This window comes from Thalassospira tepidiphila MCCC 1A03514 (genome assembly GCF_001662875.1).
In the GTDB taxonomy this organism is placed as follows: Bacteria; Pseudomonadota; Alphaproteobacteria; order Rhodospirillales; family Thalassospiraceae; genus Thalassospira; species Thalassospira tepidiphila.
On sequence record NZ_JPVZ01000001.1, the window covers coordinates 322,275 to 348,271 of the forward strand.

At 51.9% G+C, this 25,997-nt stretch carries 20 protein-coding genes; 12 read left to right on the forward strand and 8 right to left on the reverse strand.

What is annotated here, in order from left to right:
* The 5 genes from TH4_RS01435 to TH4_RS01455 all read right to left on the reverse strand — a co-directional run bounded on the left by TH4_RS01435 (position 1) and on the right by TH4_RS01455 (position 5,801).
* Positions 1-1,518 (reverse strand): sugar ABC transporter ATP-binding protein, encoded by a 1,518-nt coding sequence (locus TH4_RS01435; RefSeq protein WP_064779641.1) that lies wholly within the window; start codon positions 1,516-1,518, stop codon positions 1-3.
* A gap of 99 nt (positions 1,519-1,617) precedes the next feature.
* Complete coding sequence (locus TH4_RS01440) at positions 1,618-2,565, reverse strand: sugar-binding protein (RefSeq protein WP_083952669.1); 948 nt, start codon at positions 2,563-2,565, stop codon at positions 1,618-1,620.
* A gap of 134 nt (positions 2,566-2,699) precedes the next feature.
* On the reverse strand, positions 2,700-3,776 hold the full coding sequence (locus TH4_RS01445) for a Gfo/Idh/MocA family protein (RefSeq protein WP_083996927.1): 1,077 nt from the start codon (positions 3,774-3,776) through the stop codon (positions 2,700-2,702).
* 12 nt (positions 3,777-3,788) lie between these two features.
* Positions 3,789-4,772 (reverse strand): substrate-binding domain-containing protein, encoded by a 984-nt coding sequence (locus tag TH4_RS01450; RefSeq protein ID WP_064779989.1) that lies wholly within the window; start codon positions 4,770-4,772, stop codon positions 3,789-3,791.
* Between the two features lie 48 nt (positions 4,773-4,820).
* Positions 4,821-5,801, reverse strand: a complete 981-nt coding sequence (locus tag TH4_RS01455) for an NAD-dependent epimerase/dehydratase family protein (RefSeq protein ID WP_064779642.1) — start codon at positions 5,799-5,801, stop codon at positions 4,821-4,823.
* A gap of 302 nt (positions 5,802-6,103) precedes the next feature.
* Between TH4_RS01455 and TH4_RS01460 the strand changes: the two genes are divergently transcribed.
* On the forward strand, positions 6,104-7,156 hold the full coding sequence (locus TH4_RS01460; protein ID WP_209272106.1) for a LacI family DNA-binding transcriptional regulator: 1,053 nt from the start codon (positions 6,104-6,106) through the stop codon (positions 7,154-7,156).
* A 188-nt stretch (positions 7,157-7,344) separates the two neighbouring features.
* Here the strand turns inward: TH4_RS01460 and TH4_RS01465 are convergent, their stop codons facing one another.
* Entirely contained in the window at positions 7,345-8,184 is an 840-nt protein-coding gene (locus TH4_RS01465; RefSeq protein ID WP_157097684.1) for a 4'-phosphopantetheinyl transferase family protein, read from the reverse strand.
* Positions 8,185-8,262: 78 nt separating this feature from the next.
* Here TH4_RS01465 and TH4_RS01470 point away from each other — a divergent pair, with 78 nt between their 5' ends.
* From TH4_RS01470 to TH4_RS01505, 8 genes are all read left to right on the forward strand, one after another.
* Positions 8,263-8,835, forward strand: coding sequence for an RNA polymerase sigma factor (locus tag TH4_RS01470; protein ID WP_083996928.1), 573 nt, complete (start codon positions 8,263-8,265; stop codon positions 8,833-8,835).
* Between the two features lie 78 nt (positions 8,836-8,913).
* Positions 8,914-9,945, forward strand: coding sequence for a FecR family protein (locus TH4_RS01475; protein WP_157097685.1), 1,032 nt, complete (start codon positions 8,914-8,916; stop codon positions 9,943-9,945).
* 178 nt (positions 9,946-10,123) lie between these two features.
* Positions 10,124-12,583, forward strand: coding sequence for a TonB-dependent siderophore receptor (locus TH4_RS01480; protein ID WP_064779645.1), 2,460 nt, complete (start codon positions 10,124-10,126; stop codon positions 12,581-12,583).
* Positions 12,584-12,745: 162 nt separating this feature from the next.
* On the forward strand, positions 12,746-13,477 hold the full coding sequence (locus TH4_RS01485) for an ABC transporter ATP-binding protein (RefSeq protein WP_245227669.1): 732 nt from the start codon (positions 12,746-12,748) through the stop codon (positions 13,475-13,477).
* 14 nt (positions 13,478-13,491) lie between these two features.
* Positions 13,492-14,433, forward strand: a complete 942-nt coding sequence (locus tag TH4_RS01490; protein ID WP_157097686.1) for an ABC transporter substrate-binding protein — start codon at positions 13,492-13,494, stop codon at positions 14,431-14,433.
* Positions 14,430-16,439, forward strand: coding sequence for a Fe(3+)-hydroxamate ABC transporter permease FhuB (gene fhuB / locus TH4_RS01495; RefSeq protein WP_083996931.1), 2,010 nt, complete (start codon positions 14,430-14,432; stop codon positions 16,437-16,439). Before TH4_RS01490 ends, fhuB begins: the two co-directional genes overlap by 4 nt.
* A complete protein-coding gene (fhuF, locus tag TH4_RS01500) occupies positions 16,436-17,221 on the forward strand; it encodes a siderophore-iron reductase FhuF (protein WP_064779648.1) in 786 nt (261 codons plus the stop codon). Before fhuB ends, fhuF begins: the two co-directional genes overlap by 4 nt.
* Before the next feature lie 228 nt (positions 17,222-17,449).
* Entirely contained in the window at positions 17,450-18,013 is a 564-nt protein-coding gene (locus tag TH4_RS01505; protein WP_064779649.1) for a sigma-70 family RNA polymerase sigma factor, read from the forward strand.
* 62 nt (positions 18,014-18,075) lie between these two features.
* Here TH4_RS01505 and TH4_RS01510 read toward each other — a convergent pair whose 3' ends face one another.
* Positions 18,076-19,386 carry a lysine N(6)-hydroxylase/L-ornithine N(5)-oxygenase family protein gene (locus tag TH4_RS01510; protein WP_064779650.1) on the reverse strand — a complete coding sequence of 437 codons (1,311 nt, stop codon included), beginning with the start codon at positions 19,384-19,386 and terminating at the stop codon, positions 18,076-18,078.
* A 13-nt stretch (positions 19,387-19,399) separates the two neighbouring features.
* The gene (locus TH4_RS01515) at positions 19,400-22,009 is read right to left on the reverse strand and encodes an amino acid adenylation domain-containing protein (protein WP_167351178.1); all 2,610 of its coding nucleotides are present in this window, start codon (positions 22,007-22,009) and stop codon (positions 19,400-19,402) included.
* Between the two features lie 318 nt (positions 22,010-22,327).
* Between TH4_RS01515 and TH4_RS01520 the strand changes: the two genes are divergently transcribed.
* The 3 genes from TH4_RS01520 to TH4_RS01530 are packed head-to-tail and all read left to right on the forward strand — an operon-like array spanning position 22,328 to position 25,961.
* Complete coding sequence (locus TH4_RS01520; RefSeq protein ID WP_064779652.1) at positions 22,328-23,410, forward strand: GNAT family N-acetyltransferase; 1,083 nt, start codon at positions 22,328-22,330, stop codon at positions 23,408-23,410.
* A complete protein-coding gene (locus TH4_RS01525; RefSeq protein WP_064779653.1) occupies positions 23,410-24,768 on the forward strand; it encodes an MATE family efflux transporter in 1,359 nt (452 codons plus the stop codon). The genes TH4_RS01520 and TH4_RS01525 overlap by 1 nt, the downstream gene beginning before the upstream one ends.
* Entirely contained in the window at positions 24,765-25,961 is a 1,197-nt protein-coding gene (locus TH4_RS01530) for an aminotransferase class I/II-fold pyridoxal phosphate-dependent enzyme (RefSeq protein ID WP_064779654.1), read from the forward strand. The genes TH4_RS01525 and TH4_RS01530 overlap by 4 nt, the downstream gene beginning before the upstream one ends.
* The last annotated feature ends 36 nt before the right edge of the window (positions 25,962-25,997 follow it).

Consider the following 25,997-nt stretch of genomic DNA (forward strand, 5'->3'; position numbering starts at 1 on the left):
TCAGGCCTCTTCCAGCACTTTACCGACGGCAAGATTGAGCACATTGCTCTCTGAAAAGCGAAAGCGCGGTAATTCCCCGGTAATCAGCCCGTCTTTCATCACGACAATCCTGTCCGAAACCCCGATTACTTCTTCCATATCGCTCGATATCATCATCACCCCCACTCCGCGATCAGCCAGCGATCGCATCAATCCATAAATCTCGGCTTTTGCACCGACATCGATCCCCCGGGTCGGCTCATCGAAAATGATGACTTTGGGATCCATGGACAGCCACTTTGCCAGAACGACTTTTTGCTGGTTGCCACCAGACATTTCATTTGCAGCCCGGCGAACATCATGTGTCTTGATCGACAACGCACTGCGCTGGGATTCCGCCACAGCGATCTGACGTTTCTGCGAAACAAGTCCGCGCGATGTGTATGCTGGCAAGTTGGCCATCGTGACATTTTCCAATGTCGGAAATTCAAGTATCAACCCGGCCAGCTTGCGGTCTTCGGGCACAAGATAAAGCCCTGCTGCGATGGCATCGGCCGGGCTATTGATCTCGGTCTGCTTGCCATCAATCAGAATGTCCCCGCCAAGCTTGTCACCGACGCCAAAGATCGCCTCGGCCAAGTCTGTACGCCCTGCCCCGATCAAGCCCGCAACGCCAAGGATCTCGCCCGCCATCACATCAAAACTGGCCGTGCGATCAGGTTTGCCTTTGATCGTAAAGCTTTTGACGGAAAGAACGGGTTTGGTCGCAGGCACCGAAGGTGGTGTGTAAAGAGCCTTGAGCTCTCGTCCGATCATCATGCGGATCATCGCGTCATGCGTAACTGCCTGACGCTCAAGCACCCCGACATTGTGACCATCGCGCAGGACAACCGCACGATCGACGCATTCCTCCACCTCGCTCAGGCGATGTGAAATATAGATGACGGCAATCCCTTGCGCCTTAAGGTCGGCAATGACCTTAAGCAGCATGTTGGTCTCAGAAAGTGTGAGACTTGATGTCGGCTCATCCATGATGACCAACCGCGCATTCATCGACAACGCCTTGGCGATTTCCAGCAACTGGCACTCCGCCAAGGATAATGTGGAAACCGGTGTATCTGGCTTGAACGGCGCGCCAACACGCTCGATCAGCGGCTCCGCCATCTTATTCATGGCTTTGCGATCCGTCAGCCGCAAAGGCCCACGCACCAGTTCCCGGCCAAGGAAGATGTTTGCGGAAACATCCATGTTATCGAAAACATTCAGTTCCTGATGGACGAACGCGATCCCTGCTTGTTGGGACTGTTTGACGTCAAAGGCGTCATACCGCTGTCCATCAAGAATAATTTTCCCGGATGTCGGGGCGATCAACCCGCCGAGAATCTTCATCAGGGTCGATTTTCCGGCCCCGTTTTCACCAAGAAGTCCAACAACTTCGCCCGCTTTGATCTGCAATGAAACATAATTAAGGGCCACCACACCGGGATAAACCTTGGTGACGCCTTCAAGTCGCAGATCAAGCCCATGCACTGCACTCATATTCTCGGCTCCCCAATGTCCATTCGACATCGTTGGAAAGGTGCGAGCAGGCGCACTCGCAGATTTCACACGCCCGCTCGCTAGGCAGGGGGAAGAAAATTACCCGCCTATTCTTTCCTTAACGACAGCCTCGAACTCATCGACATTGGATTTGTCGATCACCTGGGTCGGCACGATGATCAAGCCATCTGCGGGCACCTTCGACATATCGCCCTCAAGATAATCCGCCATCAGGTGCATGCCCTGATAACCCCACTGGTACGGGTCCTGAACAACCGTGCCAGCAAAGCTGCCCTCGCGAACCGCGCCAAGCGTTACAGGGTCTTCATCAAAGGCAACAACGGTCACCTGTCCCAATTTGCCAGCAGCCTGCAATGCTTCGTAAATTTTGGGCGGGTTGTAGGAATAGAACCCGACCATGCAATCAATGTCGGGATTTGCCGCAAGCACGTCATCGACGTTTGACCGCGCACGCGCAAAATCGACATCATCACCACGCACATCGACAAGCTCGATACCGCTGCCTTCAACCGCCTGACGGAAACCGGCGATACGCTCAATCGCGTTGTCGGCACCAAGGAACCCGACAAAGCCCATGCATTTTCCGCCGTTTGGCAGTGCCTTCACGGCAATCTCACCAGCCTGAACGCCAGCAGCAACGTTGGATGATCCAAGATAGGCGATGCGATCACTTTGCGGGGCATCACTGTCGGTGGTAAAGAGCGGCACCTGGGCCGCAATGCGATTGAAAGCATCAATAGAGTTCTTTGGATCAGCCGACGAAATCATGATCGCATCCGTTCCCCCGGCGACCAAATCATCCATCAGCGCATTCTGAAGTGCTGCCGTTCCCTGTGCAGGATACCGGAACTGCAGCTCATATTCGGGGAGTTCTGCCTGTGCGGCCTCGACCCCTGCTTCTGCCAGTTTCCAAAAGTCCGAAGCAGCATTCACCACGAATGCAAGCTGCTGCTTTTCTTGTGCAAACGCCCCGCCAGCCAGAACCATTGACAGACCGAGGGTTGCGAATGTTGTTGCAAATTTCATGCGTTTAATCCTCCCGATTAACAATCCGCACGACTGTATTTATAAATTATCTGTGCGGCTCATAATTAATAATATCATTAATAATTTTGGATCAAGCGTTTTTCACCACAGGTTGTGTAAGTTGATGGTTTTAATCACAGATTGGCCCACGTTTTTTGCTCTTCGCTCACAAAAACCGCGTCAAGAACACGCATGGAGGCAATCGAATCCTCGATGCCGTATGGCAAACCTCTTCCTGTCAGAATGGCCTGCGCAAACATTTCCGCCTGCTCTGTATACTGATCACACGCAGGCACGATCTCGCAGCCAGCCAGACTGCCATCCAGGCTCTCGCCTGCATCAACAATCAGGGCGGTTTCTTTATCTGCTGGCGCATTGTAGGGGATCATGATTTCGGCCCGCGCCTTCGTGCCAAACACATTCAAAGTCTGATACGGGCACAGCTGGGTTGAAACCATGAATGACAATTGCCGGCCGCCGCCAAAGTCCGCAACCACACTCGCCATTCGATCGGTTTTGAATACGGGATCTCGATCGACCAGGGCCATGACGCGCACCGGCTCGTCTTCAAACAAAAACCGGCCCGCCGTGATCGGGTAGCAACCGATATCCATGATGGCACCGCCGCCGGCCTCTGGCCTGTTGCGGATATCCTGAGCATCATCGTTAAAGTAACTGAATGCCGCCTGGATCGCCCTGACCTCACCAAGCTCACCGCTTCTGACCATCTCGCGCACACGTATCCATTGCGGGTGGTAGCGCACCATAAAGGCCTCTGCGACCAACACATTTTTCGGACACGCGCGCAGCCGCTCTGCATCGCGTGCATTTAATCCGATGGGCTTTTCACACAGCACATGCTTACCCGCCTGTGCCGCAGCCAGCGTCCAGTCGACATGCATATGATTTGGCAACGGGTTGTAAATCGCATCAATTTCCGGATCAGCAATCAACGCCTCGTAAGACGCGTAAGACTTTTGAATCCCAAGGTCATTGGCCACCCTCGCCGATCGCCCTGCATTGCGCGATGCAATCCCCAGCACATTCGACGAGGCTGATTTTTTGATTGCCGGAATAACTTTCTCCACGCCGATATTGGCCGTCGAAAGAATGCCCCAGTTGATTTTTGTTTTTGTCACGTTGTATTCCGCCCTGTGTAAGTCCGGATAAAAATCGAGCCGGATCTGATCAACAAATCCGGCCCAGTTCATCAAGGATTGGTATTAGTTATCCGCGCAAAAACCCGGATCCGACTGATTGCAAACATCCAGTCCCGTATAGAGTGGATCATCTACCTTTTTGCCATTGATCAGTTCGATCATCACGTCAGGGGCCCGATACCCCATTTCAAACGGACGCTGACCGACCTGCGCATGACTACGTCCGTCGCGGAATGCCTGTGTTTGCGGAGGAAGTGTATCGCCCGCAATCAGGATCAACTCCTTGGATTTCAGTCGGTCCATGACCTGATCTGTAACCTGGGCATAGGCTTGCGGCGCAAACTGCGCCCAGCCGCCAATCAGAATAAAGGCATCAAGATCGGGATTTGCCGTGAAGGTATCGGCCATCTGCTGGTTGGCAAGATCGACCTGGTCATTGGTAAAGACCGGACACCCTTCAATTTCCGTCCAGCCATTGCTGTTCGCAAGGCGCTCTGTCCCCTTCGCCCCTGAAATCGTGTCGCGGAAGCCAGAAGCACGCGCGTTGATATTGTCCGCCGCAACGTTCCCCAACTGCAAACATACCGATCCCCCATCCGGCTTAAGCATCATGGCTTCTTCGGCCATTTTGACACCCATCAGATAGTTGTCTGTCCCCAGATAAGTCGCACGCAAGTCGCGATCTTTTTCAAGGAAATCGGCATCAATCGTCATCACCGGAACATTCGGGTTGATCTGACGAATTCGGTTTGCCATCGCCGGCGCATTTGACGGCGAAATTGCGATTGCGGCGACACCGCGGGTCAACAGATCATCGACGATCTGAACCTCGCCAGCCTCATCAGCACTGGATACGGGCCCGGTATACAAACACTCGTATTCAGAGTCCATGTTCTCCGACATCCACTTCTGACAACCCAGATTGATTTGCTCGAAGAACGGGTTATCCAAGCCTTTCACCACAATGGCCAATGTCTTTTTCCCATCGGCATTTGCAGTGCCAACACCTGTCGCAAGAATGAGCGCAGATGTGAGAGTTAGTAACATTTTATGTTTCACGTTTAGCTCTCCCTAGTTGGTCTGGCCCGGAATTGATTACCCCGGATACCAGATTTTCCGAGGATCGCTCGGGCTTCTTTCATAGGCCCAGGCCCGCTCGATCATCTCCTCGAAATCTACTTGCGGCCGCCAACCTAAGGCGTGCCGCGCCTTAGTGTTATCAAGCCAGTTGCTGTGAAATGGCGTGGGGATTTCCACGGGCTCCATATCGCGGGTTCGCACCAGGTAATCTGCGACCTGCGCGTAATCGACCGGCTCATCCATAGAGATATTGAAAAGCTCCTGCATCGCGGCAGGGTGATCGAGGGCCGCCATCAACGCAGCGACCAGATCATCGACATGCACAAAGTTGCGCTTTAGAGCCGCACCCTTTTTATCACGCATCAACGGCACAAAACTGCCCTCAGCAAGGCGCGCAGCCTTTTCCGCGCTTATCAAGTCGCCCCAGACCGGACCACCAAACTGGTCCGGACCAAACGAAAGCGCATATTTGAAATCGTCTTTTTCCATGATCCAGGGCGCACGCAAAACGGTGCCATTAAGGCCATACTGGATCTGATATTGCTCGATCATCACCTCTTCGAGCACCTTGGTCAGCGCATAACAGCCGCTATAAGCCTGCCGCGGGGAGGTTTCTGTGATTGGCGCCGGATAATCCTTGAAAATGTGCCCAACAGAGCAATCACCACCTATCAGAATGAACTGCTTAAGCGTCGATGACTGGCGCGCGGCTTCCAGAAGCAGGAACATCCCCTTGATTGCAACATCAATGACCAGATCGGGGCTTTCTTTCACCGCCGCCATATGAAGAACGTGGGTGACACCATTCATCGCGTGCGAAACCGCATCCGGATCCGACAGAGACCCCGTAACGACCTCCACTCGTTCACCAGCTTCGATCTTACGGTTATGGCACAGCGCCACAACCTTGGCCGATGCATACCTGGGGTTATCAAGAAATGCCGCCAAAAATGCCTTACCGACCTTGCCGGTTGCACCCGTAATCAAAATTTTCATTAATTATCCTCCCTATTGAATTAATAATATTAATTAATAATATGGAGTCAAGTGACCTCAGGATAGAATGCCGATATAAATTCAACTGGAAGAATGATTACTAATTATGCCGCAGGCGCGGCAGACGGCTTGTCTTGATCGTCTTGAATAAGGTATTACCAATATCGGCTTGGTGGTTCAGACGTGCGCCAACCTGTTCAATTCTAAGGGCGAAAACGCCGCCTATCGGTCGTTTTTGCACCATCTGACGCAATCACTGCGAAATATCGGTTGGCTAAAAGACCAGAGGCAAAACGAGTTCAATGTCGCAAAAGAAACATTACGGTGGCAAAAATCGCCCGACGATGATGGATGTTGCCTCGATGGCGGGCGTATCGCAGGCAACAGTCTCACTGGTCCTGAACGGGAGCCCGGCCAAACTGACTGAGTCAACGCGTCAGCGCGTGATCGATTCCGCGAACAAACTTGGCTATCAGCTTGTTCGGCGTGAAAACCAGGTTGCGCCAAGCAACAAGTCACGATCCGTCATTATCTTTATCGCAGACGAAATCAGCACCGATCCCTGGATGGCACTGGCCTTCGAAGGGGCGCACAACAAGGCCCTGGAATACGGGATCAATGTTTGCCTCGCAGTCAGCCACGGCAATGCGAACATCGAAGCCAGCATCGTCAATCAGCTGGCAGACTCGAACGTCATCGGGATCATTTACGGTACAATTCTTACCCGACTGGTGGAATTGCCTCCGATCCTTTCAAAAAAGCCCACTGTGCTTGTCAATTGCTACGACAGCACCCGCACCCTCCCGTCTGTTTTGCCAGGCGACCTTTTGGGGGGACGGGCGGCAACTGAACGCCTGATACAAGCCGGTCGCAAGCGCATTGCGATCATTAACGGGCAAAAAGGTGTCGACGCCTCGCGCGACCGTCTCAAGGGATACCGTCAGGCACTTTCAAGCAACGATATACCGTTTGATCCGGCGCTTGTCAGGCCAGGCAACTGGGAGCCCTCAACCGGTTATTCGATGACCCATGAGCTCATGGCACTCGATAATCCACCGGACGCGATTTTCTGTGCCAATGACCTGATGGCGCTTGGTTGTTTTGACGCGCTGCGCGAACTGGGGAAAAGTATACCGGACGATGTGGCTGTGATCGGCTTTGACGACCGCGAAATCGCCCAACACACACACCCTGCCCTCACGACGCTTATTCTACCTCACTACGAAATGGGCGAAATCAGTGCCGAACTGCTAATCGACAGCGTTGGCGGCCTTTTGGCAACGCCAAACCAGATCAAGGTCGAATGCGTTATGGTAGAACGCGATTCTGTCGAGAAATCCGAAGAAAATGCTTGAATACCCCGAATTATGACAATTCAGGCGAGTAAGTACTTCTGACTGATTTTGGAGGGGAAGATGAAGAACGATGGAGCAGTGATGACATTCTGTAAACACTGCTGTCACGTACCATAAAGTCTGGCACCTTTCCTCCAGCCTGGAGCCGTTTCGCGCTTCGGGAAGAGATATTAGGCTTACGCCAATGACTAAGTGCCCCGCAGCCAACCGAAATCAATTTTTGTCTGTGCCGGAAACGTCATCGCCAACCATGCTTTGTCAATTGCCATAACTTGGGTCTGGTATTGCGTGAAGGTCTTGTAGCTCAATTTGAACCCTGCCTCCACTTCCGATACTGACGTCGGCTCATACAGTTTTAGCGGCACAGTCATACCCGTTGTTAGTACCTTTCCCAAGCTTTCCCGTCCGACCCAAAGTATGGATGCAGCCTCATACTCATTCAGAGACAGTTTGAAGAACTGCTGCCTTAAGCGCGCGTTAACATCACTCAACACGGACACAACATCGGCCTCAGCCAGGTTTTCAACATCAACGCCGATCGGGTGGCCTTTATGGTGAATAACGGCAACACAAATCTGGTCCGAATGAGAAATCGAAACACCAAGTTCACAACATCTGACAGATGCGCCCATAATAATAGGCTGGTGAAAGACACCACTGCCTATGGCGACATCATTTGGTAACACATCATCCAGATGACATTCCAAAGCAAGCTTCGCAGCCAACCGTCCTATCGTGAAACTGTCGCGTCGTTGAGGAAACTCGAAGCCCAGCCGTACTTTCTGTTCCTGTGTGTGCAGATATCTGTTCGCCAGACTTTCGGTTTCCTCCTGACCAAGGCGTTGCCTGTATATTATCGCAATGGTTGCTTTCAAAATGTCCGTGGCTGCAAAGCTTCCGAAAGATCCATCCCGGGTTAATACCAGTTTTCGCACGACGCAACTTTCCGGAAACATGGTGTTTAACCTCATACTTTTCAGACTGCTTCTGTATGGCCCGACGCAAACGGTTGCTTTCCCAAGCTTCATTCAGGGAACCACACACATTCTCTGTACACAGGTGCAGGATGCAAACTTCATATACCCAGCACAACTAATTAATTGCGAATGAGTATTATTTTTGATAACCCCTTAAAAACCCATCACCTTAGTCAGGTATGTGACTTGGCAATAACTGACCTCAAAAAACTCTTCCAGTCTCACCAAAGGGAATTGCAGATTTATCTGACGCGTCTTTTGCGTGATGCGGATACAGCAATGGATCTGACACAGGAGACATTTTTGCGTGTGTCGGAACATGCCAGCCCCGATAAGGCAAACAAAGTCACCTATGCCCGTTCCTACCTGTACCGCGTTGCCCATAATCTTGCGATTGATCATGTCCGGGCGCAAAAGCGAAACCCGATCGCAGGCGCCAAAGACATTCCCCTTGATGTCATTCCCAATAATTCACCCTCACCAGAACAGATCGTTGGGGGGCAATCGGAACTTGAATATGTACGTCGCGCGCTTGATGAGCTACCTGACAAAACGCGCGAAATTTTTACTCTTGTACGCATTGAAGGGCTGACCTATCGCGAAGCGGCCGAACAACTAGGTATTTCTGACAGTTCTGTTCAGAAACATGTCGCGCGCGCAATTGCCCATGTGATGAAGCGCATGCGGGAAAGCCGGTCATGAAACTGCACAAAGTTTTTACGCATTTCTTGCAGTTTTATCGTCCAACAGATAAGGACGCTTTGTCCGAATTGTCGGCAAGTGCAGGTTGGTAACGTGAGCCAAATGCGAAAAACACAGAAAAACATTGATCTGACCGCGGCCAATTGGGTTGCGAAAATGGTCAATGGTGACCTCAGCGCATTTGAGCATGAAGAGCTCAATGTTTGGTTGGATGCAGCGCCGGAAAACCAGCAAGCTTTCATAGAGGCCAATAACGCGCTTGCTGTAATGGATGATGCGATCAAATCGACAGATCGCACAACCGAGAGTCCTTCATCAGAGGTTGTTGAGCTTAAGCATCTGGCAAAACCGCCATCCAAAGCCTCGCTGGCAAAGAAACGTCGCTGGGGCTATGTCGCACTTGCCGCAAGCTTTCTGCTGGCGATTGCTTCAACCCGCGTTATGGTTGGTGATCCGATCGTTTTCCTAAGTGCTGATTACCACACTGCTGTTGGGGAAGTTCGGGCCATTACACTTGAGGATGGTAGCATCGTCACCCTGGGACCCGATAGTGCAATAGCGGTTCAGTTTACCGATCAAACCCGAAATATCGCATTGATTAGCGGACTTGCAGACTTTCAAGCGGTCCCGATGGAACATGCGGACAAGCGTGTTTTCACCGTCACCTCGCCGCATGGCCAGGTGCAGGCTTTGGGCACGCGGTTTATCGTTAACAGTTTTGATGGCCACACCAATGTGGCCGTGCTGGAACATCAGGTTGAAGTCAAACCAAACTCGGCAACATCAAAACAAATAGCGATTTTGGCGGAAAATCAGGCCGCTCGTTATAACCGCCATTCAATCAGCCCAGTTTCGACAATCAATCCTGAAAGGGCGCTTAGTTGGCAAAAAGGCAAGCTGATATTTGATCGCGTTACTCTGCGCGAAGTTGTCTCGGAATTCTCACGGTATCAGCGCGGCAAAATCATGATTGCGAACGAGACTGCGGCACGCAAGCTTGTCAGTGGTGTCTTTGATATGACCGATCCTCAGGCTGGACTTGAACTGATTTCACGGGAACTTGGTGTCCAAAATATCTCGATTACCCCCCTAATGACCGTTATTTACTGAGCATAGCAGCGATCTGAAAAGCCCGGATTTCTCCGGTTTCCGGTCCTTACCGACACAAAAATCAAAAAAACTGAAATTAATCTTACTGAGTCTGACCGCAAATCCCGTCTCACCCAACACAAGCAAATGACAATCATTTGCGTTTTGGAAAAAACTTTCGAGAATGGGGGTCTGCGTAATGCAGGTAATAAAAACCGGCAAAGCTGGATTGGTAAACGTGTTTGGCCATCGTCTGGCACATAGTGTCAGCTTGGTCGCATTGGCTGCGGGTATTGTTGTTGCTGGAGTATCCACGCCTGCAGCCGCACAGCAAAATACAGAAACACAAAGTGACGCAGCATCCGCAATCAATTTTTCCATCCCGGCACAGGACCTTAACCAGGCACTTTTGAACTTTGCCAATCAAACAAATCTGCAACTCTTTTATGATGTTGATCGGGTTGCCGGATTGCAAAGCACTGCCCTTGACGGCACATATTCCCCTGCTGAGGCATTGAAGGTCCTGCTTTCCGGCAGTGGCGTTGGCTATCGCTTTACCGGCAAGAACACGGTTTCCCTAACCAAACTGGAAACATCCGACAGCAGCGGAGAAACCGTCATTGACCCGCTCTATGTCGAGGCAAACGCCCAGGACTCAGAGGACCTCGCCCATGGCTATGTCGCTACGCGAAGCAGTGCTGGTACAAAAACCAGTAAAGCTCTGATTGAAACGGCCAAAAGTATTTCCGTCGTATCTGGCCAGGAAATCGAGGACCGCGCCGTTGCAAGCATCGAAGATGCAGTTGCTTATACCGCAGGGGTAGCAACCAACAATTACGGATATGATCCACGCTTTGATCAGGTTTATGTTCGTGGCTATCCGGTACACATCTACGGCGACTACCGAGATGGCTTACGCCAGATGACCGGCGTCTATGCAACGTTTCGCACCGAACCCTACGGCCTTGAACAGCTTGAAATCGTAAAGGGCCCCACGGCGGCACTTTACGGGCAATCAACACCGGGCGGCTTACTCAACAGCGTTACCAAACGCCCTCACCTTGGTGCAAAGAACAATGTCTATGGCCGTTTCACCAACACGGACTCATACGAAGGCGGGTTTGATTACAATCTCGGCCTGACAGAAAACGGGACCTGGGCATCACGCATTGTTGGCATGGCCCGCTTTGGCGAAACCAGCAACAAAATTCAGGATGATCGGCAAATGTTCGCGCCAACAATTCGTTGGCAACCCAATGCAGATACAGATCTGACTATCTATACCTTGTTCCAGCATGACGAAACGGATGCCTCGGCAACCCTTCTGAACCTGAATGGCGAAATCCTTGATTACCGCACCAGCGACGCGGATTACGACTACCAGAAGCAGGATCAGTTTCAGGCCGGCTATGATCTGACACATGATCTAAGCAGTGTACCTGTTACCTTGGCCCAGAAGGCGCGGTTTGGATATTTCGATCTTGAAGCACGGTACCTGACTGGCGGCGTGACTGGCGGCGGCTGGAAGAACTCAAACACGGAATATCACCGCGCAGCACAAGCTGTCGAGGAAACCCTCTGGAGCGCGCAGGTCGACAACCAAGTCATCACGACTTTCGAGACTACTGACGCCAAACACGAAGTAATGACCGGTCTTGATCTGATGTATTCAAAATCGGATTACAGTTTTGGCTCAAGCGGTGTACTCAGTGATTACATCTTCTATCTCAATGACCCAAATCGGTCGATTTCGGGCACGACACCAGCTTACACAACATTTGATGACGTAACCTACAATCAGTCCGGTATCTATGTTCAGGACCAGATTGAACTTGGCAACTGGCATCTTAATGGCGGTGTGCGCTTTGACTATGCAGAACGCAAACGTATCAGCCGACTGACCAATACGGGGTCAACCGACTACAATACCGCAACGACCTTTAACGTTAGCGCCCTTTATGCCTTTGACAATGGCATCTCGCCTTATGTCAGTTGGGGCACATCCTTCTTGCCAAGCACCAGTCAGGACTCTGAAGGTAAAATGCTCAACCCGACCGAGGGTGAGCAGTATGAAGCCGGCATCAAGTTCGAACCGGTCGGGTTTGATGGCTTCTTCACGGTTTCCGCCTATCGCCTGACCGAGGACAACGTTGCCCGCTATGCTGGCTACAGTGGCTCTATCGGTTCGTATTATGACTCAATTGGCAAAGTTGAATCGCGCGGACTTGAGATTGAAGGCAGTGCCAATGTAACTGAAAATCTTAGCCTGGTTGGCAACCTTGCCTACAACAATGCCAAAATCGTCAAAGGTTCCTATCGCGGTAATACCCCACTTGTGACACCGGAAAAGGCTGCATCCTCTTGGGCAAACTACAACTTCAATCAAGGCCCTCTTGATGGATGGGGATTTGGCGTTGGTGTTCGCTACACCGACTCAAGCTATGCCAATTACACCAATACGAGCAAGAACAAGCCCTATACGGTGCTTGATGCTGCGATCCGCTATGACTTCGCAGCACTTAGTAACAAGCTGGATGGTCTGACCCTTGCGATTAATGGCACTAACCTTGCCGATAACGATGCCGCTATCTGTAACAACGGTTACTGCTACCAGATCGAAGGACAGACCATAGCCGCAACTCTGAAATACGAGTGGTAATCGATTACTCCGGGGCGCACGATTCCGCCCCGGACCCATTCTCGCAATCCGCGTTCACCGCGGATTTTCTGCGTTTATCGAGAGCGAATTATGGCCATGGATTTATCTGATCGTCCTGCTGTCCTTGGAATGCAAAAAGCCCGCTTTGAAACGGCTAGAGGCGTGACACTCCTTGACAACATATCCGTTACTTTCCGCGCTGGCTGCCTGACAGCAATTGTCGGCCATAATGGGTCTGGGAAATCCACTGCGCTTAAAATGCTGGCCGGACTGAACAAGCCAACCAGTGGAGCTGTCACACTTGACGGGAATGACGTTGGGCGGTTTAGCGCACGTGAGTTTGCCAAAAGTGTTGCCTATCTTGCACAGGACCCGGGGCACGGGGCGGACTATACCGTCGAAGAACTGATTGCGCTTGGTCGTTATCCATGGCACGGGCCATTTGGTCGCCTGCGCGAGCGCGACAAACAATCGATTGAACGTGCGATCCTTTTGACGGGCCTTGAAGCCCTTCGCAAACGCGCAGTCAGTACGCTTTCAGGTGGTGAACGCCAAAGAGCCTGGATCGCAGTTACACTTGCGCAACAAGCCTCCTGCCTATTGCTTGATGAGCCGATTTCTGCGCTGGATCTATCACATCAATACGAAATCCTGCTTTTACTCGAACAGCTCTGCAAACAGGACGGTCTATGCATTGTTGCCGTCTTGCATGACATCAATCTGGCCGCGCGCTTTGCCGATCATATTGTCGCGCTTAAGGGCGGCAAACTGATCGCGGATGCGCCACCGGCGACCATCATGCAGTCAGACATGCTTCGCGATATTTTTGGCATGGATATGCTGGTGCAGCCTCACCCCACCAATGGGCATCCTTTTGCCCTTGCCAATGTGTGATTGGGGGCGATTCAATGCATCAACAACATCAGAAATGTTCCAGACGACATTTTCTTAAGGGTCTTGCTGGTCTATCTGCCATTGCAACGCTCACACCTGTGCTGCCAGAAAGCTTTACACGCTCCGCTAAGGCTGATGTTCCCAAGCGTGTAGTCATCGCAGATGGCGCACTTGCTGAAACAGCACTTGCGATGGGGATCGTTCCGCTTGCCATGGCGGATGTGCCAGGATACCGCGTCTGGGTTCAGGAACCAAAAGTTCCTGAACAGGTCATCAATCTTGGCGCACGTTTTCAACCAAGTCTGGAAAGATTGGCGCAACTTGATCCCGATCTGATACTGACCAGCAGTTTCTATGCAAACCAGTATTCCCGCCTTTCCGACCTGGCCCCGATTGAAAAAATCGACATTTATAGCAGTAGCAAGACGCCCTTCCTGAATGCGATGGCCGCGGCACAAAAGATTGCCGAAGTTACCGGGCATCGGGGCACTGCCGAGATACTGATCTCGGACACCCTAAGCCGCATAGATCAAGCCTCTCGCGAACTTACTTCATCGCAGGCCAGTTCGGTACTTGTCACCAGCATGCTCTCGCCGCGCCACATGCGGGTCTATGGGCAAAACAGTCTGATGCAGGATGTGATTGATCGCCTTCCCGTCAAAAACGCCTGGACAGGCCCCACCAATCATTGGGGGTTTGCGACCGTGACGATCGATCAGATCGCGCAATACTCAAACGCAGCCCTCATCGCGATCAAACCCGTTCCAGACAATGTCGACCGCGCAATTGTACATAGCCCGATCCTTTCGGAACTACCGTCCATCAAACGCTTTGGGCTGATCACGATGCCACCAGTAGCAACATTTGGCGGGCTTTTTGCCGCCGGTCGCTTTTCTGATCTGCTTGCCAATGCCCTGACATCGCAAGGTGCTGCTCATGGGGAATTCGCGTCATGACAAGTCAAGCCATGCGCAGACATGCGATCCAATTCCATGCGGTTCCCGTTTCGCTTTGCATCCTTGCCGTTTTGCTAAGCCTGCTGTCTCTGGACATTGAGGCCGGTAGCCTGTCCCCGGCGGCAATATTCGACCTTGCGGCTGGATCGGACACGCGGTCGTTGTTGCTCACCCAAGGCTGGATACCAAGGTTTTTGATTGCACTTGTCGCTGGTGCGGGTCTTGCCGTTGCCGGTGCTTTGTTTCAACACACGTTAAAAAACCCGTTGGCATCGCCGTCCACACTTGGCCTTGCAGGCGGCGCTAAACTGGCGCTGACACTGGTGACGCTCTATGTGCCGGGTGCGCTTGCCATCGGTCAGGAAACGATTGCACTGTTGGGTGCACTTGTTGTCGGTTTTCTGGTATTTGCCTTGGCGCGCCGCAGTGGCTTCTCGCCACTGATCGTCATCCTGACAGGTATGATAATCGCGCTCTATTGTGGGGCAGTAACAACTGCCTTGGCAATAATTCACCATGAATGGCTAAAAAGCCTGTTTATCTGGGGAAGCGGCGACCTTACCCAAGACGGTTGGTATATCCTTGAACCATTGGCAGCGAAAGTATGCATGGGTGCGGCACTGGCTGTCGCCTTGGCTCGACCGCTTGAAATGCTTAATCTCAGCGATCATCAGGCGACCGTCCTTGGCGCATCGCCAGCACGAATGCGACTACTTTGCCTTTTGATCGGCTGTTGGCTTACGGCAACCATTGTTGCAGCGGTAGGTATTATCGGGTTTGTCGGACTGGCTGGACCAGCCATTACGCGAATGCTGGGCTTCAGACGGTTGCGATCAAAACTTCTGATGTCTGCTGTTTTCGGCGCCGTACTATTGTGTGCTGCGGATCAAGGTGTTCAGGTTTTATCGGGATATATTGGGACATTAGTGCCTGCTGGCGCGCTGACCGGGATTCTCGGTGGACCGCTTTTAATCATTATGATCCGGCAACTGCGCAGCAATTCTCAACCATCGCAAAACACGTCGCCCGCCCCAGAACCTGATCAGAGCAACATTAGAAATCACTTGCGCGTTCTGGCTGGTGTGCTTCTGGTGATTATAGGGGCGATTTTGGTCGGTCGAGATATTCACGGTGACTGGCAACTTCAATTGGGTAATGCACTGAATACCGTCTGGCCGTGGCGCGGTCCGCGTATTCTCGGTGCAATGGCTGCTGGAACCATGCTGGCAATTGCAGGCACCATATTGCAACGCATGACGGCAAACCCGATGGCAAGTCCCGAAAGTCTCGGTGTCAGTGCAGGTGCTGTAATCGGTATGATTGCGATTGTCTTCCTGATCGATGCACCAACGGCATGGTTGCAGATTTCTGGTGCAGCAATTGGTGCATTCATTACCCTGGGGGCGATCTTTGCGCTTACCCGAAAATCTGGATACGCACCGGAACGTATTTTGATTGCCGGTATTGCGATTGGTGCTTTGTTTGATGGCTTCATCGCATTTCTGATGGCCGGTGGTGATCCCCGCGCAACACGCTTGTTGGCCTGGAATTCGGGATCAACATACGGCCTTGGCTTCGACCGCGCGAGTGTTCTGGCAATCATTGCTGTGAGCGCCTTACCCATTCTTCCAGCATTTGCCCGTTGGCTTAATCTGTTTCCGCTGGGGCCTGTGACAACCAAGTCGCTCGGTGTCGATCTGTCGATCTCGCGCGGGGTTATGCTGATGTTTGCTTCTATCCTGACAGCGGCAGCTACTTTGTTGGTTGGCCCACTAAGCTTCGCCGGTCTGATTTCACCGCATCTGGCAAAACTGGCCGGATTGCGACATGCATTACCGCATACGGTCGGGGCCGCGCTGATCGGAGCTGCTTTAATGGTTGCCGCTGACTGGCTTGGGAGAATGTTATTCTTTCCTTGGGAAATTCCGGCCGGACTGATGGCCGCTATCATTGCCGGGCCTATCATGGTCTGGCTGCTTATGCGCGTCGGGCGGGGTGCCTCATGATGAATGCCCTTCAAAACGGCTCTGAAAAGAACGCTTCTCCCGCCATCGGCAATTCCCCTACCACCCGATCACTGTCTGAGATCAAAACCGATCTCTTTCAAGGACCCTATCAAGGGCTTGGTGACCGGCATCAGATCCTGACGACGCACAGTGGCGGAATAGATTGCTTTACGCTCCACGATCCTGATTGTTTGGCACCTCTTCTTGATCACTATTGCCAGGCAAAATATCCGCAAGATGATCGGCGTGCCGCCATCTCGATGTGGTCACAATGGTATTTCGGAATTCTGTTATCCCCTGTGCTGGTTTTGGCCGCAGCAGGCGAAGCAGTCCTTACGTTTCAGCCCAACTTTATCAGTCTGACAACGGACGATAATCAATGTCCGGCCGGGTTCGATATTCATGACCGGCAGGTGCATGAGTTGAAAGAAAAATCGATCCCGCCTGATCCTTGGGCTCATCTGGAATGCCTGATTGACGGACATCTCGAACCTATGGTTGCTTCACTGGCTGCATCGTCAAAAGTTTCGCCAAAGGTGTTTTGGTCCAATATTGGCGTTGTCGTTGCTTACGTTGAGAAACACGTCCTGAAAAACACCAGGGTATCGCTTGCACCACTGATCAACGACGTCAAGCGTCCCGACGGCAATCGAAACCCGATGGTAAACCCGTACAGCACCAAACAATCCGACGATGGCAACCCCTCAAGACGTGTCTGTTGCCTTCGCTATTTACTGACGTCCGTCGACATTTGCCCAACCTGTCCGCTGGCGAAACTTTAGATTTCACGCAGGTAGTCTGCTTTCCTGCGGCATGAAATCCGCTCTGCAGAATTCCTTACTGAAGCTCATTGAAAATCCCGTCTTATGAACAACGGACGGATCTGATTTGCCATCAGATCTGTCCGAATGACAAAAGATGATCGACCCAGTGGAGAGTGCAAACCGCGTCCCAAATTTGCAAGTGACTATTATTTTCACTAATGAGCAAACTAACGGAGACATTCGGAAATGCACCAAGCAAGCCAAACTGCCCCAATTCCAAAAGACCAATTTCAGCGACAAGCTTTGCTAACTATCGCCAAAAGCCAAGAGGGGAAATTGCGACGCGTTGCCCACTCTATCGTAAAATGTCCCCATCTGGCGGATGACATTGTTCAGGATACCTATGCCAAACTGCTCACCGCACAAATAGACACAGAAGTCACCACACCAAGTGCCTTCATAACGCGCATTGCTAGAAACATGGCAATCGACAAGGTCCGCCAAATTACGTTCGAACGCACTCTTTTCGCGGACAGCGATCCAACTGATCTTTGTCCTGCGGGAAACGCAGACTGCCCCGAAGCGCGTCTCAGTGGTTGCCAGGCCCTTCGGGTCATTGAGAATGCATTAAAAGAGCTGCCACCACACGTGCGCACCGCTTTTTACCGGCATCGCGTGGACGGGTTCGCGCAAAACGTCATTGCAAAGGATATCGGTGTCTCCAAAGCATCTGTTTGCGCATACATCCATCAGGCCGATCAGCGATGCCGTCAGGCACTCCATAATGTAGAACTGACTCGTCCAGCATAAGGCTTCCGGATCTGCAGCCTGTTCACTAAGTCGAACAGGCTGCAGATTTCAGTTTGCCGTCCCTAGCCCCAGGCCTGCACGACAGCACCACCTGCCCGGTCCCCAGTACCGGCAACCCAGTCAACAATCGGTGGATTTTGATCAAGATTGAAGACATTCTTGCCTGTCAGAGCATTTACAATCTTAGCACTTCGCCAAGCCATCAGGCTTAGTTGAGGCTCAAAGATCCCCAAATCGATCCTGCCGGCATTTTGAACAAAGATGTTTCGGTCAGATGGTCCATCCCATTGGGCACGGAATTCCGCATCCAAGCGGTAGGCACCTGATGCCCCCACTTCCAGAAGTGAACGCAGTGGCGCCATGAATTCCGGCAATGTCGTTTCATAACCGGTTGCCAGAATCAGCGCATCCGCATCGAAGAACTCGACATCCTGATTAAGCCCGTTTCTGGCAGCAATCCTCATTGTTTCACCATCTTGCTGAACCTGAAAGACTTCACGTTGCGGCAGGAGCCGACCGGCAACATGGCCCTCCTGCAGGTAACGCTGCCGGTATAGCAGCTGATAAATCGACTTGAGCGTTGAAAGCGATGCACCATCACTGGCAAGCTTTTGTCGAGACATCAAATCCTGTTTATAGGCATCCGGCAGACCTGCGAAGACATCTGCATATCCGGGCGTGAAATACTCATTCACAAATGGAGTATCATCAAGGGGTTCGAAATTGTCGCGCCGCGATAACCAGAGAACTTCTTCAACACCTTTGACGTTTCCACCAAGCAGATACTCAACAAGTTCAGCACCACTCTGTCCCCCGCCAATAACGGCAATTCTCTTGCCGCGCAGCTTTGGCAAATTCGACTTCGCTTGGCTTGTGTGAAAGCATTTATGCTTGGGCAACTGGCGCGCCCAGGCGGGAATAAATGCAGGCTTGCCGACACCAATGGCAAGATTGCTCGTGACATAACTTGTATGATCCGTACGAACCTTAAAGTCTTGACCATCGAATGCGACTTCGCGCACCACATTGTCAAATGCCAAGCCTTCCAAATGGTCTGCAACCCATTTCAGATAAGCGGCGAATTCCCGTCTTGGCACCGCGGCAAAATCCGCGTTCATGAAATCAAGCATGCGTTTCTGGCCGACCATGTAAGACAGGAAAGACCATTTGCTCGTCGGATTGGTTAGGGTCACCAAATCTTTCAGAAACGAAGTCTGAAGCTCAACACCGGGCAGCATCATGTCCGGATGCCAGGCAAATTCAGAACGTTGCTCAAGAAAGATTGAAAACACATCAGCAACCCCGTCCAGCTGCGCAGCAAGACTAAGATTGAAAGGACCAATTCCAATCCCGACAAGATCCAATTTATCCATCGTTCAAGTCCTTCTATTTGCTTGAAAATTTCATATCGGCTGGTTGTTCGAAAGCGTTCGTCAAACGTTTGCCAAACCGCGTGTGGAATGCCGGATCACCGATGATCGTCAAATGATCCGTTCCTGGAATATGCTCAGGGGCCTCGGCAAGGCGTGAAAGTGACTGCCAATCAATCAGATCAAGTTTTCGACTGACCGTATCGCCTGCAAGCCATGAAGCAATCGGCACGTCATAGGGCAGAAGTTCATGACGGCGGAAAACAAGGGCATTGTCGATTAGCACCCAGAACGTATGTTCGCGCGTACCGATCCCCGGCCCGTCTGTGGGCAGCCCGAATTCGCTTTTTCCCACAAAATGGACAAACTGCGCATAAGCAAGGTCATCCATCAGCGCCAAAAGGCGTTCCCATTCTTCACGCATCTTGGTTTTCTGCAGCCAGACCCGAATGCGTGCTTCAATCTCGGCCCACTGCCCCGGCTGGAATTTTGGCCGTGCGTTCAGATCAAAATCCTCGTCCATGTCACAGACATCAACCATTCCGACAACTCGCAAATCGATGTCATTCCCCAGCATTCGCGCAGCTTCGTATGCAAGCAAACCACCCCAGGACCAGCCCAGAAAGGCGCAGGTACGTCCCTTCGCTTCCCGATAAACCAGCTCTGCATATCGCGAACTGATATCGGTGACCGAAACATCAAGTTCCTGATTTTCTGTAAGCGAGTGGCACATGAAGCCCACGGCGGATTGATCCTCGCCCAGACTTTTCACCAGCTTCATATATTCGCGCGTGCTGACAAGCAGCCCCGGAAAGCAATAAAGGACAGGCTGATCGGGCTTGCCTTGCTGCAAATGCACGATATCCGCCCCCAGCTTGCATTCGGGTTCAGACAGCTCCAACAACAAGCTTCGGATGGTCGGAAAGTTGAAAAGATCCGTAATTTCCGCATTGCGTTCAGGAAACTGATCGCGAACTTTTGCCAGTACACGCAGGGCTGTTATCGAATTCCCGCCGATCTCGAAGAAATTATCGGTCACTCCGACTTCATCGAGACCCAGTGCGGATTTCCAAATGGTCAACAGAGCGGCCTCGTCGTCATTAGCTGGCTTGATTATGACCCCCTCGCGACGCGGTAGCGGCAACTGTGATTTATCGACCTTGTGATTGGCATTAAGTGGCAACATCGTCATTTCAATGATGTAGCCAGGCACCATTGCGCTTGGCAGCAGGTCCTGCAACCGCACACGAACTGAACGGGTATCAACCGATGCTCCGGAACGCGGTACGACATAGGCAATCAGTTCCAACCGTGAGGCAACTTCAGCTGCGACGACGACACAGTTGGCAACATCATCAAACCCACGCAAAACTGTTTCAATTTCTGCCGGCTCGATACGGTGCCCACGAATTTTAACCTGATCATCGACCCGTCCAGCAAACTGGATCATGCCATCCGGAAGGAATCGGCCCAAATCACCGGTGCGATACATTCGTGCATGATCATTCAGCGCAAAATTATCGTGAATGAACAGATCGGCGGTCTTTTCAGGCAAGTTGTTATATCCACGGGCAACACAATAGCCGCCAAGATGTATCTCACCGATTTCGCCGGGTGCGACCGCGTTGCCATCCGCATCAAGGATATAGGCCCAACGATCTCCGACCGGTCTTCCGATCGGGGCTGTAACGGTCTCACAAAGCCGGTCCTGAGCGACACGCCACAACATGGGTGTCATCACGGTTTCCGTCGGACCATAACCGTTGATCAGATAACGAGAATTGATGGCCCGCGCTATCCGGTTGAAAGTTTCCTTTGGCATTGCCTCACCGCCGAAGGAACAAAGTATCAGATCAAGAGTCTGGCCCTTCTCGCGAAGCCACCCTGCCAACTCATGTACATAGCTGGTCGGAAATGAAGCATGGGTCACGCCATGTTTGCGAATGGCGTTAACTGTGTCTTCCGGCGTCCAGAGTAATTGGTCAGGCAATAAAATACTGCCACCTGCCATCAACGGCACGATCCAGCGTTCATGACCACCATCAGATGAAAATGGAAGAAACGGTAATTCTCGCGAATCTTCATCCATCAGATAGATTGGCCCGGTAGCATTCAAATGGTCAATCAACGGGCCTTGATCCACCATGACCCCTTTAGGTTTACCAGTCGAACCGGACGTGTAGATAATATAGGCAAGCTGATCGGCAAGCGGGGCGACGGCGAGGAAGTCGGCTTCCGACGTGTCGAGCTCATCGACAAGAACAACCTCAAGCTCCTGCTGACCAAGAACCGTCAAATCCCTGCCGGTGGTAACAGCGTAACGTGCATAACAATCAGTCAATACGTGCTGATTTCTGGTCTCGGGGTGCTGCGGGTCCACGGGAACAAAAGCCCCACCAGCTTTCCAGACACCAAGAATGGCTGCAATCGCCATCGCAGATTTCGGAAGCGCAACAACAACAACATCACCACGCTCGACCCCATTGGCAATCAGAGCGCAGGCAATCGCATCTGACGTTTGTTTCAGGCGCTTTCGCGACCAAACCTCATCTGTTGTCAGGATGGCCGGGCGGTCGGGATCATCGTCGCAAAAACGGTCAATGACTTGGTGCGGATATCCTCTCATCCGCCAGGGTTCCACCGCCCATGGCAAACCAACAACATCTTCTGAAATTGAATGAAAACCGGGTTGCGAACTCGGTTCGTTTGATGGGTTTAAGGACGCGGCATTTACCGCCTGAGAACCATTCATGGTCGTCTCCACATTGGCAAAGCAAGTTTCAAGCATTTGCACCAAAGACGAACCGTCACCTGCCAAGTTCAGAAGTTTCTGCATCTCGAATCGAAAAAATGCACCTGAACTTCCAATCCTCTCATCCGTCCGGACTACAGAGACTTAACGAACCCAACCGGGTTGGAAACTTAGACATCAGGAGATCTGAATATGAATGTCATTGCATTAGAAGCACCAACTCAAAACTCATCCCAGAAACTGGAAGTTCCTCACTTTCAGAACGCCGGAAACTGGCACTCGTCCATCGAGGACGGACATATTCAGCTTTGTGGGGAAAGTGAAAATCATGACTTCTATTTCACCCTCTCACCGGACCAGATCGTCCTTGATGATGTTGCAAGCCTGACGCTTAACGTTCTAGATGCCAAAGGTTTGGCTGCGCTGGGCGAAGCACTTCTGATTGCGCATCCTTCTCGGTCTGAAATCAAACTTCCCCCGCAGTTGGATCCGGAATGGACAGCGAACATGATTCGCAACGGTCTGATTTCTCATTCAGGTGATAGCATTGTTGTCAGTTCCCGCAATCTCTATCAACTAACGCTGAACTGGTTGGCACATCCCGAACGCGACCCATTCCCTTTGAGTTACACGTCAACCAACGGACGCCGTCATCCAGTCCGTCGCCCAAGTGCCTCGCAAACACTTTATGCGCGTTACATCCCCTGGATCGACAAAACTATCCGGTTTGAACGCGCGGATATTCGTCGTCATCTCGGGTGCTTCCATAAATGGATGAACGACCCGCGCGTCGACGTCTTCTGGGAAGAGTCCGGCTCAGAGGAAAAGCATAAAGCCTTCATCCAAAGCCGACTGGATGATCCCAGAACCGAGCCGCTGATCGGGTATTTCAACGACACCCCATTCGGGTATTTCGAGCTCTACTGGGCACAAGAAGATCGTCTTGGCGAGCATTATGATGCAGGTGACTTTGACCGCGGCTGGCACGTTGCCATTGGCGAAGATGCATTTCGCGGAAAGGAATATCTGACCGCATGGCTTCCGTCTCTGATGCATTACATGTTCCTTGATGACCCAAGAACGCAACGCATTGTCGGTGAACCTGATGCAGGCCACAATCAGCAAATCCGCAATCTTCTGCGTTCAGGCTTTGCCGGCATTAAACAGGTTCGTTTCCCCCACAAGACGTCACTTCTTGTTATGTTGCTGCGCGAACGCTTTTTTGATGATCGACTGTTTGTTCCGGACTTTGTCCACGATGAGGATGCTTCCTGATGCGAAAGCGTGCTCTTCCGGACCTGAATGATCCGGCGATCATGCGATTGATCCTGCGACTGGCCCTGCCATCTGTGGCAGGGCTTTCGATCAATGCCATCAATCAGGTCGTCGATGCCTTTTTTGTTTCCCAATATGCGCTTAGTGCCATGGCGGGGGTAACTTTATCCATTCCCTGCTTCATGCTGGTCGGTGCAATCGGGCACGGATTGGGCCTAACAGCCTCAACCGAAATCGGTCGTGCACTTGGCAGGGACAATGTCCAAGATGCCGCAAGAAGCGCATCCCTTGCCTTGGCTTTGGCCATTGGCTTTGGCGTTAGCGTTGCCATCCTGATCACATTATTCCACGGACCAATTCTGCATCTGCTCGGTGCGCGCAACGAGGTTTTCACCGAAGCTTCCATATACATGCGAATTCTTGGGGCCTGCTCTGTGCTGGTACTGTTGCAGATCGTTTGCGATTTCATTGCAATCGGTGAAGGTAACAGCCGATTTTCGATGTACACCTTGCTCGGGTCGTTTGGTCTGAACATGGTACTTGACCCGATACTTATCTTTGGATTCGAATTGGGGGTTGCAGGGGCGGCGTGGGCAACGATCATCTCACAGATCGCGGCCCTTTGTGCGTATGTCTATTACTTCAAAAAGCGCCTTGGACGAATACATCCCGATGTCGGGGCTCTTCACGCACTTTCTTGGCGCAAAGCTCTAGTACCGTTTGGCAAGCTCGGCATTCCAGCCAGTACAACCACTATTCTGGCATCAATATGCTTTGCCGCTCTGATGCAGGCAGCCACCAGACATGGCAACGAAGAAGAACTGGCTGGATTGGCCATCTCGTTGCGTATCGTGCTTCTTGCCATTCTTCCGATCATCGGCTTTTGTCTGGGTGCACAACCCATCCTGAGCTACGCAGCAGGTGCAGGTAATCAGGCACGGTTTGAGGCCGTGTTTACGGGCATCCTTCTCTATTGCGCGGCCTTCTCGATTACCTGCGCAGTTATTGCCTTCCTGTTCGGGGATTGGTTGATTGCCGCCTTTGTGAGCAAAGCGGAATTGATCACCTTTGGGGCGCATTTGCTCGATATCCTTGCCATACAAGTCGCGTTCGTTGGCATCTATCAACCGATGGTATCGCGCTTTCAGGCTGCTCATAATGCGCGGCGCGCTGCCATCGTCAGCATGGCGCCACAGGGCTACATTCAATTACCACTGGCGCTATTTTTACCCATGGCATTTGGCTTGGACGGAATTGTCATAGCACCTGCGCTTGCGGCAGGACTGACTGCACTCATTGCCGTTGCTTTGACGTTTTCTGATCGCAAAACACTCTTGATCAAGGAGCTTTCATCATGAACGAGCTACCTTCAAAGCCACTCTCGCTGCAGGACCACGGATCCCGGCATCACGGTGCATTTGATCCCAACTACGAGCGCCACTTCCGGGCGGTTTCCCAACCAATTTATCAAACGTCGCTATTTGCATTCCGTGACTTTGACGACATGGCAAATGCCTATGCCGGAAATCCTGGCGGTCCCATCTATGCTCGTGGTGACAATCCCACCGTAATGGCATTCGAACGGGAAATTGCAAGATTGGAGAACACCGAAGCATCCCGTGCCTTTGCAAGCGGGATGGGGGCAATCAGTGCAACCGTCATGGCACTTGTCGAACCGGGCGACCGGATCGTTACCGTTCACAATGTTTATTCCGATGCATATCGGCTTTTTGAAACCATGCTCAGACCAATGGGCGTGGCCATCGACTATGTCGATGGCACCAAGACAGATGCTGTAATTGACGCCATTTCAAGTGCAAAACTTTTGTTCCTTGAGAGTCCGACATCTCTGACATTTGAACTCCAGGACCTGGAAAAACTGGGCCAAACAGCGAAAGAGCAAAATGTTATCACCGTTATCGACAACTCTTGGGCAACACCGGTTTTTCAGCGCCCGGCCGATCACGGTATCGATCTTGTCATCCATGCAGCGTCGAAATTCCTGTCTGGTCACAGCGACACTGTTGCCGGCGTCGTCACCGGGCGAAAGGACCTGATCAACAAAATCAATGGTTCAACCTTCCCTTATCTCGGTGGGAAACTTGGTCCGTTTGAAGCATGGCTTTTGCTACGCGGCCTCGACACACTTGAGCTGCGCATGCAACGACACGCCCAAACCGGTGAGTATTTGGCCACAAGCCTGTTCAAGCACCCAAAAGTCTCCCAGGTGCTCTATACCGGGTTCAGCAACCATGCTGGGAAACGCACATTACATGGCCATTCGAGCCTGTTTTCCATCATTCTCGATGAGACGGTCGACATTCGAAATTTCAGCAACGCCCTTCGAACATTCAGGTTAGGCGTAAGTTGGGGTGGTCCCGAAAGCCTGATCGTTCCCGCTGCTGCGGTACTCCACCAGAAATATGAAATCAGTGCGTTTCGTCATTTCCAGTTGGACCGGCAACTTGTGCGCATCTACTGCGGGCTGGAAAACCCGTCTGACCTTCTGGCAGATTTGGAACAGGCAATCGATGCTGGGACAACCAGTTAAGCCACGGCTTAGGCCAATCCTCTGAACAGAAAAGGT

What these genes read in the sequence shown, in the direction of transcription:
- TH4_RS01435 (WP_064779641.1), bottom strand. Translation starts at nt 1,518, where the DNA reads ATGAGTGCAGTGCATGGGCTTGATCTGCGACTTGAAGGCGTCACCAAG.
- TH4_RS01440 (WP_083952669.1), bottom strand. Translation starts at nt 2,565, where the DNA reads ATGAAATTTGCAACAACATTCGCAACCCTCGGTCTGTCAATGGTTCTG.
- TH4_RS01445 (WP_083996927.1), bottom strand. Translation starts at nt 3,776, where the DNA reads ATGAACTGGGCCGGATTTGTTGATCAGATCCGGCTCGATTTTTATCCG.
- TH4_RS01450 (WP_064779989.1), bottom strand. Translation starts at nt 4,772, where the DNA reads ATGTTACTAACTCTCACATCTGCGCTCATTCTTGCGACAGGTGTTGGC.
- TH4_RS01455 (WP_064779642.1), bottom strand. Translation starts at nt 5,801, where the DNA reads ATGAAAATTTTGATTACGGGTGCAACCGGCAAGGTCGGTAAGGCATTT.
- TH4_RS01460 (WP_209272106.1), top strand. Translation starts at nt 6,104, where the DNA reads ATGTCGCAAAAGAAACATTACGGTGGCAAAAATCGCCCGACGATGATG.
- TH4_RS01465 (WP_157097684.1), bottom strand. Translation starts at nt 8,184, where the DNA reads ATGAAGCTTGGGAAAGCAACCGTTTGCGTCGGGCCATACAGAAGCAGT.
- TH4_RS01470 (WP_083996928.1), top strand. Translation starts at nt 8,263, where the DNA reads ATGAGTATTATTTTTGATAACCCCTTAAAAACCCATCACCTTAGTCAG.
- TH4_RS01480 (WP_064779645.1), top strand. Translation starts at nt 10,124, where the DNA reads ATGCAGGTAATAAAAACCGGCAAAGCTGGATTGGTAAACGTGTTTGGC.
- TH4_RS01490 (WP_157097686.1), top strand. Translation starts at nt 13,492, where the DNA reads ATGCATCAACAACATCAGAAATGTTCCAGACGACATTTTCTTAAGGGT.
- fhuB (WP_083996931.1), top strand. Translation starts at nt 14,430, where the DNA reads ATGACAAGTCAAGCCATGCGCAGACATGCGATCCAATTCCATGCGGTT.
- fhuF (WP_064779648.1), top strand. Translation starts at nt 16,436, where the DNA reads ATGATGAATGCCCTTCAAAACGGCTCTGAAAAGAACGCTTCTCCCGCC.
- TH4_RS01505 (WP_064779649.1), top strand. Translation starts at nt 17,450, where the DNA reads ATGCACCAAGCAAGCCAAACTGCCCCAATTCCAAAAGACCAATTTCAG.
- TH4_RS01510 (WP_064779650.1), bottom strand. Translation starts at nt 19,386, where the DNA reads ATGGATAAATTGGATCTTGTCGGGATTGGAATTGGTCCTTTCAATCTT.
- TH4_RS01515 (WP_167351178.1), bottom strand. Translation starts at nt 22,009, where the DNA reads ATGAGAGGATATCCGCACCAAGTCATTGACCGTTTTTGCGACGATGAT.
- TH4_RS01520 (WP_064779652.1), top strand. Translation starts at nt 22,328, where the DNA reads ATGAATGTCATTGCATTAGAAGCACCAACTCAAAACTCATCCCAGAAA.
- TH4_RS01525 (WP_064779653.1), top strand. Translation starts at nt 23,410, where the DNA reads ATGCGAAAGCGTGCTCTTCCGGACCTGAATGATCCGGCGATCATGCGA.
- TH4_RS01530 (WP_064779654.1), top strand. Translation starts at nt 24,765, where the DNA reads ATGAACGAGCTACCTTCAAAGCCACTCTCGCTGCAGGACCACGGATCC.